The following is a 14581-nucleotide window of genomic DNA, read 5'->3' as shown; positions in this document are numbered from 1 at the left end:
GACAAGGACGGGGGCGCGCACTGCGGCGCCGTTTGCCGCGAATTCCTGGCTTTAAGAGCGAGGCAGTGCGTAGGCTATGACCTGATCGCCATTCCTGGTCTGCAGTCCGCCATGGCCGCCAGCCGCCAGCACCACGTATTGCCGGCCGTCTTTGCCCATATAGGTAAGCGGCGTGGCATTGCCGCCGGCTGGCAGATGCGTCTCCCAGAGGATATTGCCGGTGCGACCATCGATCGCCCGGAAGGCCTGATCCGAGGTGGCGGCGATGAACATGAGGCCGCTGCGCGTCGCCACGCTGCCACCCATGCCGAAGGCGCCGACCGGCAGGCCGAAGGGCATGCGCAAGCCATAGGGACCCATGTCGCGGGTCGTGCCGATCGGCCGCTGCCAGATCACCGTGCGACTGACGAGGTCGATCGCCGACATCTGGCCCCAGGGCGGCTGGTTGCAGGGAATGCCCAGCGCGTTCAGCCAAGCCGTGACGCGAATGGCATAGGGTGTGCCATATTGCGGATTATTGTCGAAGGATGGTTGCGGGTAAGGCTGCGACCAGCCCTGCCAGGGCTGAATGAGCCCTCGATCCAGCGCCTCCTGATGCGGCATCAACTCGAAGATGAACGGGATATAGGTCGTGTTGGTGTAGAGGATCTTGCGTTCCGGATCGATCGTCCCGCCATACCAATCCATGACCCCGTCGAAAGCTGGAAAGCCGATGGTCTTGTAGTCGAGCGAGGGCGGCACATAGAGCCCGCCCTTCATCCGCTTGAAGGCGATCCGGCAAAGAAGCTGATCGACCGGCGTGGCACCCCACATGTCGGTTTCCGTCAGATCCGGCTGGCGCAGATTCGGCATCCCGACCGAGAATGGCTGGGTCGGCGCGTAATGCTCGCCCGGCACGTTGCCGGCCGGCACGGGCCGCTCCTCCACATCGGCCAGTGGATGACCATCGCGTCGGTCGAGCACGAAAAGCTCACCCTGCTTGTTGGTCTGCACTAGGCCCGGAATGCTCTTGCCATCCGGCCCCGGGAGGTCGACCAGGGATGGCCCGATCGGCAGGTCGAAGTCCCAAAGGTCGTGATGGACCGCCTGGAAATGCCAGCGCTCCTTGCCCGTGGCGATGTCGAGGGCGACCAGTGCCGAGCTGTAGGTCTCGTCGAAGGGACGCCTTTCACCACCGAAATAATCGGGCGTCGGATTGCCCAGTGGCACGTAGACCAGGCCCAGCTCGGGATCGGCTGTATAGACGCCCCAGCCATTGGGCGTGCCCCTGGTAAACGTCTCGCCGGCGGCGGGCTTGGAATTGGGATTAGCTCGGCCGATGTCCCAGGACCAGGCGAGCGTCCCCGTCGTGGCATCGAAGGCACGGATGACGCCCGAGGGTTCGCCCTCCGTCTGGTTGTCGTAGACCCATCCGCTCAGCATGATCTTGTTGTCGAGGACGAGCGGCGGCGAGGAGATGAAGTGAAAACCCGGGGGGACAATCCCCATGTCCTGCCTGAGGTCGACCATCCCGTTGTCGCCAAACGAAGGACAGAGCTTGCCGGTATCGGCGTCGAGTGCGAAGAGGCGCGGCAGATCCGATGCGGTCGAGATGATGCGGTGCGGGCAGGGAGCTCCGGCCGGCGCCTCCGCATAGGCCACGCCGCGACAGGCTTGATAGACATTTTGGCTCATGTCGCCGCCCGGCGAGAAGCGCCAGCGCTGCTGCCCGGTCGTGGCATCGAGTGCCACGACGTCGCGATGCGGTGTGCAGAAATAGAGCGAATCGCCGACCTTGATCGGGGTCGCCTCGAAGCTGAATTCGCGGCCGTCGCTATTTTCACCCGGTCTCGGCAGGTCGCCGGTGGAGAAGGACCAGGCTTCCTGGAGTTGGCCGACATTCGCGGGGGTGATTTGTCCGAGCGAGGAGAAGCGGTCGCCTGAAGGCGTATGTCCGTAAAAACGCCAGTCGCCGTCATCAGCCGGTTGATCGGCGGGCTCCGTCGTCGCGGCGTCCCAGCGTGTGGGCTCGTTAGGGTGGATGAAGCGCGCCGCGGTCGTGGCGTAGCCAGAGGCAAAGACGAATATCAGGCAGGCGAGGCAGAAGGCCATGCCGCCATAGGCAAGCCCGCGGCCGCCGCGGCCCAACCGGCCGGACACGAAGGGGGCGAAGACCAGAAGGCCCAGGACTGCAGGGGCGACCAGACGTGGAATGAGCGCCCAGCCATCAAGCCCCACCTCGCGCACGGCCCAGATCAGTGTGCCAAGGAGGATCAGGCCATAGAGCCAGGCTCCGGCCCGGTAGCCGCGGACCACCAAAAGTCCGCTGAGAAGCATGAGGATGCCGGTCACGAGATAATAGGGTGAGCCGCCCAGCTCGTAGAGCCAGGCGCCTAGGCCGCCCACCGCCACGCCGAGCAGGGCTACGATGATACCCGTCAGGATGACGAGCACCGATCCTTTCCTAGTGTCGATCGCCATGTCGCCTCCCCCCGAAGCCTGATGTCCCGGATAAATCAATTAGGGTATTTAGGCTCCCGGAACAGGTGGCCTGACAGATTGGTCATGTTCGCCTGACGCAAGGAACCATTTCCCTCAACACATCCGACGTTGCCCGCTTTCGGCAGCGTCGACTGGTCCGTGACCTCATCGTCCGCCTAAATGGAGGGTGCGTTTCATTGTCCGCTTTGCCCGGCAGCAAATTTTCGAAGATCCAGCTCAACATGAGCCGCCGGCAGGTCGACAGCCTGATCGGGCAGCCCGATGACGAGACTGGTTATGTGACCGGCAAGGCCTTCATCCCGTTCTCCTTCGGTGGAGATTCGTATCGCACGGAGGCTTTTGATAAGGGTGAGGGCCAGCCGACCTACTCGCGGGGCAGTATTGGTGCCGAGCCCAACCAGCTGATCAAGATGGAGGTCAACCCGGCCGCCACCGGATTCTCGAAATAATTATAGATGAATTGCGATGGAGAGCCCGCTCGTCTATCAATCAATACCGGACAAGACAGAGACCTGGTGAATTTTTCATGGCGCACTTACGAGTAGAGATGCAACGCCGTGCCTCATATGACTTTGCGATATGGCGGTCTATCATCTCAGTATGAAGCCATTGGCGCGGTCATCTGGCCGCAGTGCTGTTGCAGCCGTGGCCAATCTGGCCGGCGAAAACCTGCAGAATGAACGTGATCGACTGCTGCATGACGGGAATCGTGCTGCCGGATGCCACCGGCGTGGCCAGGATCTTGACTGATCAACGTTGCGGAACGTGGCGGAAGCCGCGGAGAGCCGTGAGGACGCACGGGTTGCCCGGGAGATCTGAGTGGCCTGCCGCATGAGATTCGGCCAGGCCCCGGTACTGTCCTTCGTTCAAGGCCTGGCCGGGGCGTATGGTGTGATGGTGGATGTGGCAGTTTACAGTCCGACGGGAATACGGATTCCCTTAACCACCATGCACATCTTCAGCTGACGCCACACAAGGTCGGCCGACTAGGTCTGGGGGGCCTGGTCGGATATCAAGCTGAAGAACAAAACGCTGGCTCTGGGGCCGCCGAGTTCGCATGAGAAGCTGTGGGCGGACCGGACGAACCGCGAGCGGAATGCCTTGCGGATTCGAGAGCAACGCGAGGATATGCTGACGCTGATCCCGGAAGCATCCGCTCATAGGCGGCCACCATCCCGGCCATGCCGGCAGCGACCACGGCTACTTCGGTGCCGAACTCGGAAGCCGGCCCAACCCTGCCGGGTGGGCAATCCAGCGATCGAAGGCGAACGGGAAGTCGGGGGCGAATGCCGTGACCGGCGCTGGGTGGTCCTGGTGGAGGAGGCTCACGCGACGAGGTTACGATAGAGTTCCGGGCGCCGGTCTTGCAGATAGGGCGAGACGCTGCGGGCACGGGCGATGGCGGCGTCGATCTCGAGCTCGGCCATGATCATCGTCGGCAGCGCGTCGGCCTTGGCGAGGAAGCGGCCATCGGGGCCGACGATGCAACTCTCGCCCAGATAGACGAAGTCACCCTCGGCCCCTGTGCAGTTGCAATAGGCCATGAAGACGCCGTTCTCGTAGGCGCGACACGAGATCATCGCTCGCGGCACGATCTCGAAGGGTCGCATCAAGGCGGTTGGCACGAGGATTAATTCCGCTCCGGCCAGAGCCAGGGCTCGGACCGCCTCGGGAAATTCGACGTCATAGCAGATCAGCAGACCAACCTTGATGCCATCCAGGAGGGCGATCGACGGCTTGTCGCCGGCAGCGAATACCGCCCGGTCGACATCGCCGAAGAGATGCTGCTTGCGGTAATTCAGCCGGATCTGGCCCGCGCGGTCGATGAGCACGGCCGTGCTATAGATGCCGTCTGCCGCCCGCTCCGGGTAGCCCAACAGCAATCCCAGATTCGCGGTCCTGGCGATCGTGGCGACCTCGGCCATTAGTTCGCCGTCGACCGGGAAGGCAGCACGCTCGATGGCCTCCGCGCCGATATTATAGCCCGAGACGACCATTTCCGGCAGCATCAAGAGGTCTGCACCCAGCCGCGCCGCTTGCTGGGCCTGAGCCCGCAAGGCTGTGAGGAACGCTACGGGCGGCAGCATGCCCAATGGCCGCTGATGGAGAGCCAGGCGAAGGCGTCGTGGCGCTGGATCGGACATGCAACAGCCTTGCGATCATAAGGAGCGGCGTCGAGGGTGCTTCGCGCTCTTAGGCCATCTCAGGCGCCGCCGTCGAGGGAGGATAGGCACCTGTGCCTTGCCGTCGCCCACGATCCGCATCAGGTTTGGATCCGCAATCCCGGAATTCTGGAGCGCAAACGGCATGGCGAAAAAAGAGAAGCAGCAGGAAGAAATTGACCTGGCCAAGGAGGCGCTGGCAGAGGGCAAAAACAAACTCGGGCGCAAGGCCTATGAGCGCGAGCTGGCAAGGCTGCAGGTCGAGTTGGTCAAGCTTCAGCTCTGGGTCGTGGCCAAGGGCCTTAAGGTCTGCCTGGTTTTCGAGGGCCGCGACGGCGCCGGCAAGGGAGGGACCATCAAGGCGATCACCGATCGGGTTAGTCCTCGCGTCTTCAAGGTCGTGGCCCTTCCGGCACCAACCGAGCGGGAGAAATCGCAGCTCTATTTCCAGCGCTACATTCCGCATCTGCCGGCGGCCGGCGAAATCGTCATCTTCGATCGCAGCTGGTACAATCGCGCCGGCGTCGAGCGGGTCATGGGCTTTTGCAGCGAAGAGGACGTCAAGAAGTTCCTCATCGCCACGCCCGACAATGAGCGCGCGATGACGGACTCCGGCATCATCCTGCTCAAATACTGGCTGGAAGTGAGCCAGGAGGAGCAGACTCGCCGGCTCAAGGCGCGGATCGACGATGGCCGCAAGATCTGGAAACTTTCGCCGATGGACCTCAAATCCTATAATCGCTGGTACGATTATTCCCGCGCCCGCGACGAGATGTTCATGGCCACCGATACGTCATGGGCACCCTGGTTCGTGGCCTTCTCCGACGACAAGCGCAAGACGCGGCTGAACGTCATCTCCCATCTGCTGCGCCATATACCCTACGAGGAGCTGCCCCGGGAAAAGGTCAAGCTCCCCAGGCGTCAGGATCCGAACGGGTACCAGCAGCCCGACTATCCCTATCGCATCGTGCCCGAGTTGGCATGGCCCACGGTCTAGGGCGCGGCATGCCGGCTAGAGCTGGAGCGCGCGCAGCCGCAACGCGTTGGCGATGACGCTCACTGAGGAGAGAGCCATGGCGGCGGCGGCGATGACGGGCGAGAGAAGGATGCCGAAGAGAGGGTAGAGCAACCCGGCCGCGATGGGGATGCCGGCCGCGTTATAGACGAAGGCAAAGAGCAGATTCTGGCGGATATTGGCCATCGTCACCCTGGCGAGGCGCCGCGCGCGCACGATGCCCATGAGGTCTCCTTTGAGGAGGGTGATGCCGGCGCTCTCGATCGCGACATCGGTTCCCCCGCCCATGGCGATGCCGACATCGGCCGCGGCCAGGGCCGGCGCGTCGTTCACGCCATCACCCGCCATGGCGACCACGCGGCCCTCCGCGCGCAACCTCATGACAAAGGCGCTCTTCTTCTCTGGCAGGACGTCCGCCTCCAGCGTGTCGATGCCGAGGGCGCGCGCCACGGCCTCGGCGGTCGTCCGGTTGTCGCCGGTCAGCATGGCGATGCGGATCCCCTGGCCATGCAGCGCCTCGAGGGCGGCCTTGGCATTTTCTTTGATCGGATCGGCGATTGCCAGGATGCCGACCGGCCGCGCATCGGCCGCCACGAAGATCGCCGTGGCGCCATTCTCGCGCAGCCCTTCCGCCACCGCCTCGGCCTGGCCCAGCCTCACGCCGTTATCGCGCATGAAGGCGGCGTTGCCGAGCTGGATCGCGCGACCGTCCACCCGGCCGACCACGCCTTTGCCGGCGGGCTCGTCGAAATCCGCGACCGCCGCCAGCTCGACTCCCCTTGCTTCCGCCGCAGCGACGATGGCTCGCGCCAAGGGATGGGCAGAGCCCCGCTCAAGTGAGGCCGAAAGCCGCAGGATCTCGTCTTCGGTCAGGCTGCCGACCGGGCGGATTTCCTTGAGTGCCGGCCGGCCTTCCGTCAGGGTGCCGGTCTTGTCGAGGACGATCGTGTCGACCTTGGCCAGCCGTTCGAGCGCCTCGGCGTTCTTGATGAGCACACCTGAATGAGCGCCCTTGCCGACGCCCACCATGATCGACATGGGTGTGGCCAACCCAAGGGCGCAGGGGCAGGCGATGATGAGGACGGCGACCATGGTGACGAGGCCGTGCGTCAGCCGCGGTTCCGGCCCGAACAGTGCCCAGCCGGCAAAGGCAAGGATGGCCACGGCGATCACGGCCGGCACGAACCAGCCAGCTACCCGGTCTGCCAATTTCTGGATCGGCGCGCGCGAGCGCTGCGCGTCGGCCACCATTTGTACGATTCGGGCCAGCATTGTCTCGTTGCCGACCTTCTCGGCCCGCATGACGAAGCTGCCGGTCTGGTTCAGCGTGCCGCCGATCACCTTGTCGTCAACGCCGCGCGTCACCGGCATCGATTCGCCAGTGACTATCGCCTCGTCCAGCGTTGAGCGACCCTCGATCAGCACGCCGTCGACGGGCACCTTCTCGCCCGGCCGCACGCGCAGTCTATCGCCAGCACCGATGGCGTCGAGTGCGATCTCCTCATCCTTGCCGTCCGCTGTCAGGCGCCGTGCCGTTCGTGGTGCGAGGTCGATGAGCGCCCTGATCGCGCCAGACGTCTCCTCGCGCGCGCGCAGCTCCAGGACCTGGCCCAGGAGAGCCAGAACGGTGATGACGGCGGCGGCCTCGAAATAGACAGGTACTGTACCGTCGGCCGCCCGAAGGGAGATTGGAAACAGGGCAGGGGCCAGGGTCGCCACCAGGCTGTAAATCCAAGCGACGCTCGTGCCCATCGCGATCAGGGTGAACATGTTGAGGTGTCGCGTCTGGAGCGACTGGAAGCCGCGCACGAGGAAAGGCCAGCCGGCCCAAAGGACGACCGGCGTTGCGAGGACGAGCTGGATCCAGGCCGAGAGGTTCGGATGAACGATCTCGTGGAGCGAGGGGACAATATGACCGCCCATCTCCAGGACGAAGACCGGGAGTACCAGGAGGAGGCCTGCCCAAAAGCGCCGCGTCATGGACGCAAGTTCTTCGTTGGGAACGGCGTCGGCCGTCACGTGCAGGGGCTCCAGCGCCATGCCGCAGATCGGACAGCTGCCAGGCCCCTCCTTGCGAACCTCCGGATGCATCGGGCAGGTGTAGATCGCGCCGGCATGTGCCGGCGGGGGAGGCGGAGCCGGCGCAAGATAGTGCTCGGGATCGGCTTCGAACTTCGCCTTGCAGCCGGCGCAGCAGAAGAAATAATCCTGGCCGGCATGTGTCGAGCGATGCTTGGCGGTCCGCGCATCGACGCTCATGCCGCAGACCGGATCCTTCACCGTCAAGGCGTTCTGCGGGGCGGCATGACAACAATCATGGTGGCTCTTAGGCGCATGGCCGTGAGGCGCGTGATCGTCACCCATGACTGCTCCCTCGTCGCTGTTCGTCATCAAGCTTCGATTTCGGATGTGGGGATTACCATCATGGTAAGGTCAAGATGTCGCGCTGGAGAATTCGGCACCCGCCAGTTGGCATTCAGCGACCGGTCTGACGGAGCAAGGGCGCCCTTGCCAGCGCGAACTCCGCAACCGCGCCCGTGAAGCGCTCAATGTCGGCTGCGTCGACTGGCAGGCTGAGCGCCACCATGCCACGCCTTGCGAGGTAGATGCCGGTCTCGAGCATGTCGAGGAAGAAGAGGCCGCCCTGCATGACCGCCAGCGTCTACTCGTGCAGGGCCTGGCTCCCGGACCGTGCTGCCACATAGCGGGCCCGCGCTTGGCGATGGCCGAGGGAGATGTCCCTGTCACCCCGCCGCGTATCGAGGGAGGACGGCGAACTCCTCCCGGCGTCGCGTATAGGTCTTACTTCCCGGCGAGGGATGCCGGAACGGGTAGGCAGGATTAAACCAGGCTGGCAATGGCCGCCTCGGAACCGTCGACATCCCGCTCATGGCACGTGGTTTCGCGCACGAAGTCGATGAAGCTACGCCCCAGGACCGGCGGCCGATGGCGGGAGCGACAGATGGGGAGTACGCTCCTTGTCCGAATGTGAAAAGAGTCCGACCAGCCGGTTGGTGCAGGAGGGCTCGGGACAGGCGGATGCGGGGTTCCTGTAGCTTGCTGGGCTACGAGGTCGTGGGCTTCCGGCTCGCCGAAACGGATGGCCCCATCGAACCGCCTGGGCGGCCCTCCCGCCCAGGCGGTTCCGGACGATCAGGGCATGGAGGCCAGGGATGGCGCTCCGGGAAGACGCCGAGCTGGCCGCCGGGATCAGGTGCGCAAAGCAAGGATTGCAATTTATCCGCAGGTGTCCTGGACTTGCTCGGCTCAGCGAGGTCAGCCCTGCGTCGGGATCGACGAGGCGTGCGCTCTGCCGACTTCGAGAGCCTGGCGGCGGCATGGCTCACGCCGCACGGTCATGGGCCCAACTTCTTGCCCGAACGGCAAAATTCCTCGCGACCTCGCGAGGGAGATGATGACCCCGGTTCCGCCAGGAGACGCGCATCGCGCGGCGCGCGTATCAGTCGCGGCCTTGCGCGGCCATTTCCTGATGGTCGAGCTCGCGCTCAAGACTGGCCAGCACGTCATCGTCGATCCGATCGTTTCGGTGCAACCGCAAAAGTTCGTCGCGCCCGGCCGCGATCGAATCACGCACGATCTTGTAGTGCGCCTGGCGGTCGGCGCTGAAGCGTTCCGGTGCCGCCTCGAAACGCGCGGCCGCCTCGGCACGGTACTTGGCCTGGTCCAAGAGCCGCGGATGGACAAGCTTGCCCGCGGCATCGAAGGCGCGCTCCTGCACGAGATGGAGTTGGGCTGCCGCCATGCGGGCCCTGGCGCTGGAGAGGCTAAGATGTCGACCGTCATGGGCATCGCCGTTCGTCAGGCCGGTCCAGCGAATGATCATGCCCATGGTCGTTCCCTGACCGAGCACGGTCACCAGGATGACAGCGAAGGTGGCGACCAGGGCCAGATCGCGCCCCGGCAAGTCGGCCGGCAGTGACAAGGCGATAGCCAAGCTGACGACGCCCCGCATGCCGGCCCAGCTGAGGACGACGGATGTCTTAAGATAGCTGACGAAAGTGGGCCGGCGCCGGACCAGCAGATTGGTGAGCGGACCATCGATGCAAAAGACCCAGATGAAGCGCGACAGGAGCGTCGCCGCGACGATGGCCAGTGTAGGCAGAAGGAAGAGCGGGCCATCCAGCGCACCATAGCCCACATGCTCGATGACGCCTTTGAGCGACAGGCCGATCAGGACAAAGATCAGCGACTCCATCAAGAAGACCATGACCTCCCAGACTGCCTCGGCGCGCAGCCTGATGTCGGAGGTGAAGATCACGTGCTGATGCCAGCCGAGGACGAGCCCCGCCACGACCGTGGCGATGACGCCAGAGACATCGAGCCGCTCGCCGCCGATATACGCCGCCCAGGGAAGAAGGAGGGTCGTGGTGATCACCAGGAGCCGGCCGTGTAGGCGCTTGAGGAGCTGGAGGCAAAGCCAGCCGAGGGCGGCGCCGACGATGACTCCGCCTATGGCCAGCATCGCGAAGTCGAGGGCGGCTTCCTTGGCATCGAAGCTGGTGGTGAGCGCTGCCGCAACCGCGAAGCGCACCAGAACCAGACTGGCTGCATCGTTAAGGAGGCTCTCGCCCTCGAGCAGCACCTTGATCCGTTCTGGCAGTGGTGTGCTGTCGAGGACCGCCTTGGCCGCCACCGCATCGGGCGGCGCCACGATGGCGCCGATCGCAAAGCAGGCGGCAAGCGGTAGGCCCGGCACGATCCAATGGACCACGAGGCCTACCAGGAGCGTGGTAAAAAAGACGGCACCCACAGCCAGGGAAAGGATGGGCAGAAGATTAGCTCTAAAGGCCCGCCAGGAGGTCGTATAGGCGCCGGCCAGCAGCAGCGGCGGAAGAAAGGCCACGAGGATAAGGTCGGGGTCGAGATCAATCACTGGCAGTCCAGGTACGAGGGCGATCGCGAGTCCGCCGATGATAAGGGCGGCTGCCGGTGGCAGACGCAGCCGTCGTGCCGCCAGTTCGAGCGCCATGACCAGGACGACGAGCAGCAATATGAACTCGAAGGCGCCAACGCTCGTCATTCTTTCCTCATTACTGATGGGAGCGGACATGCGCCAAGGAGCGGACATAATTTACGGCGCAAATCAAGTCCGGCCGTGGACGATGAGCCTGCCAGTCTCGATCAGCGCAAGCCGATTGGCGACGCAGCGCGGCGAGCGCTCGACGCTGCGCGTCTTTGTGAGCGTGGCGAGTTCTCGTCTACATCGGCGGCTAGGACGATCTGCCGATCGACGGCCAGATGGAAGCGCCCGGGTTCGGCGGTTTCGATTACCCGGCAGTAGTCAGCGGCCTTGCCGCTGCGTGCGTTCTCTATACCTTCAATAAGCCGCCCATCGTCCTATGGGGTGAATGCGGGGCGATGGAGGCAGCGGTGTGCTACCTCAGGAATCTGAACATCAACCTTACGGTGGTGCTCGCGGCTGGCATGGGGAAGACCCGCATGGGGGCGGATCCGGCCGTCAGCCTGAACACGCCCGAGATCGGGTTGACGTGCGCTGCGGGCGATGCCTTTCGACGCATTGGCAACCGAGGCAACCCGCACAATCCAAAAATCTTGGTCGTCGCCGGTTCCAGCCGGGCCGCCAGCGGCCGGCGCTGCTTCGCGCCGCTAGCCCCGTCTAGGCCCTCTGCATGGGGGCGCCATGTTTTCATCTTCGGTGCCTGCATCGCGGGGCTGGCCTGCGCCGACGCGCTGCTGGCCGACGGCTGGACGGTCACCATCGTCGATTGCGATCCTGTGGGCGAGAAGGTTTTCTTTGGCAAAGCGAGCGGCCGTGGCGCTTCCGAGATCGCACCGGCGTCCTCGCCTGGCCTCTTCTGGCGCATCCCGGGCTGGCTGCCGGATCCACTGGCCCGGTCTCGCTCGGGCCCGCTCATTTTCCGGCCATGCTGCCTGGCCCGCCCGCTTCCCGCGGGCCGGTCGGACGGCCGAGATCCATCCTATCACCGTGGCCCCGGCAGCCCTGGTCGAGCGTGCGACAGACGACCATCTCCCGCTGCTCGCCAGGCTCGACCTCGAATAGGCCCTTCATCGGGTGCCCTGACCGTTCACGAGACTGATTCCGGCCTGGCGCGCGAGCAGACCAGCCGGGTGTTGGAGCGTCGGCATGGTGTGGCCGTTCAGACAATTAGCGGTGATGCGGCACGGCAGGTCGAGCCCGCCCCGGGCTCCTCGACACGCCACGTCAGGATCCCGACATCGTCGCATTTCGACGATCCCAAGCAACTCGTCCACGGCCTGTGGCTGGACATCATCCGGTGCGGTGGCGAGATGATCGTCGGCGAGGCGGTCGCGATCAATGCTGGCAATCTGGTGCCGGGCGAAGGTTTTGCACTCTCTGCCATGGCGTTCAGCTGCGCTGAGCGATTGTCCCTTCAGGCTCTCAAAGGAGATACGGTCCATGCGCTTTAGCCGGATGGTCAACGTCGTGGGCGCACACGCCGCCGGCGAGCTCAACGAGGTGATCACCGGCGGCGTCCTCGACGTGCCGGGCGCCACCATGTTCGCCAAGATGCAGCATCTTGAGCGGCATGCGGACGACCTGCGCCAGTTTCTCCTGCATGAGCCGCGTGGCCGGGTGTCGCAATGCGTCAACCTGATTCTGCCGCCGACATTGCCCGAGGCCAAGGCCGGCTTTGTCATCATGGAATCGGAATATTACGTTCCCATGTCGGGCTCAAACACGATCTGCACCGCGACCGTGCTCCTCGAGACCGGGATGATTGCGATGCAGGAGCCGGTCAGCGAATTCCTCCTTGAAGCACCGGCCGGACTGGTGCGGATCAGGGCGATCTGCGAGGGCGGCAAGGTCAAGAGCGTCACTTTCGAGAATCTTCCGGCCTTCGTCTTCGCCCTCGACCAGATGATCGAGGTCGAGGGGTTGGGCAGCCTCAAGGTCGATGTCGCTTATGGCGGGATGATCTACGTTCTCGTGCAGGCGGCGGACGCCGGTTTTGCGGTCACGCCGGACGAGGCCGCCCACATGGTCGAGATGGGCGAGCGCATCAAGGCTGCCGCGGCACAACAGCTCCCGGTCGTCCATCCCGAGAACCGCGACATCCACACCATCAATCAGACGCTCTTTGCCGGGCCGTTGCGCGATGAAGGCGGGCAAAAGCGCGCCCGCAACGGCGTCATTGTCTCGCCGGGACGCCTGGACCGCTCGCCCTGTGGCACGGGCACCTGCGCGAGGCTGGCGGTCATGCACGCACGCGGCCTCCTCGATGTCGGCGAGCGCTTCGTCCATGAATCGATTATCGGCACGGAATTCATCGGCGAGGTGCTGGGGAAAACCGAGGTCGGTGGTCTGCCGGCGATCCGCCCCGCCATCACGGGAACCGCCTGGATCACGGCGTTCCATCAATATGTCCTGGACCCAAGCGACCCGTTCCCGACGGGTTTCACGCTCGGCGACATGTGGCGGGCCCATGACTGAGCCGCAGCGCTGATCGTTTGCGCCGCCAAAGGGGCGTCTGGCATGCCGACATTCAAGGCGGGGCGGGAAGACGCTCCTCATAATGCCGCGCGAGGACGGGGAGGGACGCTTCTTCGCGTTCAGCGACCAGGCGATGTTCGCATCTGGCCGTTTAATCTCAGCGTGCTTCCGGTCGGCGGATGGTCATGGGGATGCCATAACCATCCTCGATACCGGTACCTCAGTCGCTAGGCGGTAGCCGGGGACCGCTCGCGGCAAAGGCGTCATGTCCTTCTTTGTCCAGGGCCGCGAACTCGTCGTCACTCAGCTCGATGGCAACGGCCCGGACATTGTCTTCCAGATGCGCCACCTTGGACGTGCCGGGAATGGGCAGCATGACGGGGCTGCGCTTCAAGACCCAGGCCAGCGCTACCTGTGAGGGACTGGCATTCTTTTGCTTGGCAATCTTGTCCAGTACTGTCCCCGGCCGCGCCAGGTCGCCTGCGGCCAGCGGGAACCAGGGGATGAAGCCGATGCCCTGCTGTTCGGCATAGTTCAGCACGTCCTCATGGGCGCGGTCGATCAGGTTGAAGCGATTTTGCACGGTGGCCACGGGGAAGAACCGCTTGGCCGCCTCGATTTCCTCGGCCGTGACCTCGCTGAGGCCCGCATGACGTATCAGGCCGGCGTCCAGCATGGAGGCAATAGCGCCGAATTGCTCGTCGCGCGGCACCGCTGGATCGATGCGGTGGAGTTGCCACAGATCGATCTGCTCGACGCCGAGCAGCCGGAGGCTCATATGAACTTCCTGGAGCAGATACTCCGGGCGCCCGACCGGGTGCCAGAGATTGGGGCCGGTTCGTACGAGACCACCTTTGGTCGCGACGGTTATGCCCTTGTAGGGATGAAGGGCCTGTTTGATCAGGCGCTCCGATACATCGGGGCCATAGGAATCGGCCGTGTCGATGAAATTGATCCCGAGTTCCGGGAGGCGCTGCAAGGTCCGGATAGCCTCGGCCTCGTCGGCGGGCTCGCCCCAGATGCCAGGACCGGTAATTCGCATGGCGCCGAACCCGAGGCGGTTAACCTCGAGGTCGCCACCAATCTTGAACTGTCCAGACAGGCTCGCGTTGATGGTTGGCATGCGCTGATTGTCTCGTTTTGGAGGGTAGCCCGGCTGCCTTTCCAGGGTTCGCACGAGGAACGGGCAAGGCGGGCCTATCGGCGATAGCAAGGCGAATCGCTCGCTGTCGCCATCCTGAGATAGGCCTCCCTCCGTTCCTCACAAGAGATGTCGGCTCAGCATCATTCGATGAGGTGAAAATTCCTGGTTGCAAGATGAACCGTATTGTCGAGGTCGGCGAAATGGGTAGCGGTGGCTATCTCCTTGCCATTCTTGTCGAAAAAGAGGCGGCCAGCGTTGGTTCCGGAGGTGTCGCAGGGCAATCGGCCCGATCGTAGTCCCTGGAGCCGGCGGCGATGCCGTCG

At 64.2% G+C, this 14581-nt stretch carries 11 protein-coding genes; 4 read left to right on the top strand and 7 right to left on the bottom strand.

The window, feature by feature from the left end; genetic code table 11:
- Positions 1-51: 51 nt before the first annotated feature.
- Positions 52-2460 (bottom strand): membrane-bound PQQ-dependent dehydrogenase, glucose/quinate/shikimate family, encoded by a 2409-nt coding sequence (locus CFB17_RS13935; protein ID WP_088562171.1) that lies wholly within the window; start codon positions 2458-2460, stop codon positions 52-54.
- 242 nt (positions 2461-2702) lie between these two features.
- Between CFB17_RS13935 and CFB17_RS13930 the strand changes: the two genes are divergently transcribed.
- Complete coding sequence (locus tag CFB17_RS13930; protein WP_133063913.1) at positions 2703-2930, top strand: hypothetical protein; 228 nt, start codon at positions 2703-2705, stop codon at positions 2928-2930.
- An 876-nt stretch (positions 2931-3806) separates the two neighbouring features.
- Here CFB17_RS13930 and CFB17_RS13925 read toward each other — a convergent pair.
- A complete protein-coding gene (locus CFB17_RS13925; RefSeq protein WP_088562169.1) occupies positions 3807-4625 on the bottom strand; it encodes a carbon-nitrogen hydrolase family protein in 819 nt (272 codons plus the stop codon).
- 163 nt (positions 4626-4788) lie between these two features.
- Between CFB17_RS13925 and ppk2 the strand changes: the two genes are divergently transcribed.
- A complete protein-coding gene (gene ppk2 / locus CFB17_RS13920) occupies positions 4789-5640 on the top strand; it encodes a polyphosphate kinase 2 (RefSeq protein WP_088562209.1) in 852 nt (283 codons plus the stop codon).
- Between the two features lie 15 nt (positions 5641-5655).
- Here ppk2 and CFB17_RS13915 read toward each other — a convergent pair whose 3' ends face one another.
- The 3 genes from CFB17_RS13915 to CFB17_RS13910 all read right to left on the bottom strand — a co-directional run bounded on the left by CFB17_RS13915 (position 5656) and on the right by CFB17_RS13910 (position 10699).
- Positions 5656-8022 (bottom strand): heavy metal translocating P-type ATPase, encoded by a 2367-nt coding sequence (locus CFB17_RS13915; RefSeq protein WP_207762105.1) that lies wholly within the window; start codon positions 8020-8022, stop codon positions 5656-5658.
- A gap of 112 nt (positions 8023-8134) precedes the next feature.
- On the bottom strand, positions 8135-8308 hold the full coding sequence (locus tag CFB17_RS19260; RefSeq protein WP_165769620.1) for a hypothetical protein: 174 nt from the start codon (positions 8306-8308) through the stop codon (positions 8135-8137).
- A gap of 810 nt (positions 8309-9118) precedes the next feature.
- A complete protein-coding gene (locus CFB17_RS13910; protein WP_088562167.1) occupies positions 9119-10699 on the bottom strand; it encodes a Na+/H+ antiporter in 1581 nt (526 codons plus the stop codon).
- 218 nt (positions 10700-10917) lie between these two features.
- On the opposite strand from CFB17_RS13910, the gene CFB17_RS13905 reads away from it, so the two are divergent.
- Positions 10918-12090: an FAD-dependent oxidoreductase gene (locus tag CFB17_RS13905; RefSeq protein WP_088562166.1), complete on the top strand. Its 1173-nt coding sequence runs from the start codon at positions 10918-10920 to the stop codon at positions 12088-12090.
- Entirely contained in the window at positions 12080-13114 is a 1035-nt protein-coding gene (locus CFB17_RS13900; RefSeq protein ID WP_088562165.1) for a proline racemase family protein, read from the top strand. Before CFB17_RS13905 ends, CFB17_RS13900 begins: the two co-directional genes overlap by 11 nt.
- Positions 13115-13334: 220 nt before the next feature.
- Here CFB17_RS13900 and CFB17_RS13895 read toward each other — a convergent pair whose 3' ends face one another.
- Positions 13335-14237 (bottom strand): aldo/keto reductase, encoded by a 903-nt coding sequence (locus CFB17_RS13895; RefSeq protein WP_088562164.1) that lies wholly within the window; start codon positions 14235-14237, stop codon positions 13335-13337.
- Positions 14238-14398: 161 nt separating this feature from the next.
- Positions 14399-14539 (bottom strand): hypothetical protein, encoded by a 141-nt coding sequence (locus tag CFB17_RS19255; RefSeq protein WP_165769619.1) that lies wholly within the window; start codon positions 14537-14539, stop codon positions 14399-14401.
- Positions 14540-14581 lie beyond the last annotated feature (42 nt).

This window comes from Arboricoccus pini (assembly GCF_900187945.1).
Classification (GTDB): Bacteria; Pseudomonadota; Alphaproteobacteria; order Geminicoccales; family Geminicoccaceae; genus Arboricoccus; species Arboricoccus pini.
Note: the sequence above shows the minus strand (reverse complement) of the source record. Positions and strands in the feature narration are given on the sequence as shown.

What these genes read in the sequence shown, in the direction of transcription:
- CFB17_RS13935 (WP_088562171.1), bottom strand. Translation starts at nt 2,460, where the DNA reads ATGGCGATCGACACTAGGAAAGGATCGGTGCTCGTCATCCTGACGGGT.
- CFB17_RS13930 (WP_133063913.1), top strand. Translation starts at nt 2,703, where the DNA reads ATGAGCCGCCGGCAGGTCGACAGCCTGATCGGGCAGCCCGATGACGAG.
- CFB17_RS13925 (WP_088562169.1), bottom strand. Translation starts at nt 4,625, where the DNA reads ATGTCCGATCCAGCGCCACGACGCCTTCGCCTGGCTCTCCATCAGCGG.
- ppk2 (WP_088562209.1), top strand. Translation starts at nt 4,789, where the DNA reads ATGGCGAAAAAAGAGAAGCAGCAGGAAGAAATTGACCTGGCCAAGGAG.
- CFB17_RS13915 (WP_207762105.1), bottom strand. Translation starts at nt 8,022, where the DNA reads ATGGGTGACGATCACGCGCCTCACGGCCATGCGCCTAAGAGCCACCAT.
- CFB17_RS19260 (WP_165769620.1), bottom strand. Translation starts at nt 8,308, where the DNA reads ATGCAGGGCGGCCTCTTCTTCCTCGACATGCTCGAGACCGGCATCTAC.
- CFB17_RS13910 (WP_088562167.1), bottom strand. Translation starts at nt 10,699, where the DNA reads ATGACGAGCGTTGGCGCCTTCGAGTTCATATTGCTGCTCGTCGTCCTG.
- CFB17_RS13905 (WP_088562166.1), top strand. Translation starts at nt 10,918, where the DNA reads ATGGAAGCGCCCGGGTTCGGCGGTTTCGATTACCCGGCAGTAGTCAGC.
- CFB17_RS13900 (WP_088562165.1), top strand. Translation starts at nt 12,080, where the DNA reads ATGCGCTTTAGCCGGATGGTCAACGTCGTGGGCGCACACGCCGCCGGC.
- CFB17_RS13895 (WP_088562164.1), bottom strand. Translation starts at nt 14,237, where the DNA reads ATGCCAACCATCAACGCGAGCCTGTCTGGACAGTTCAAGATTGGTGGC.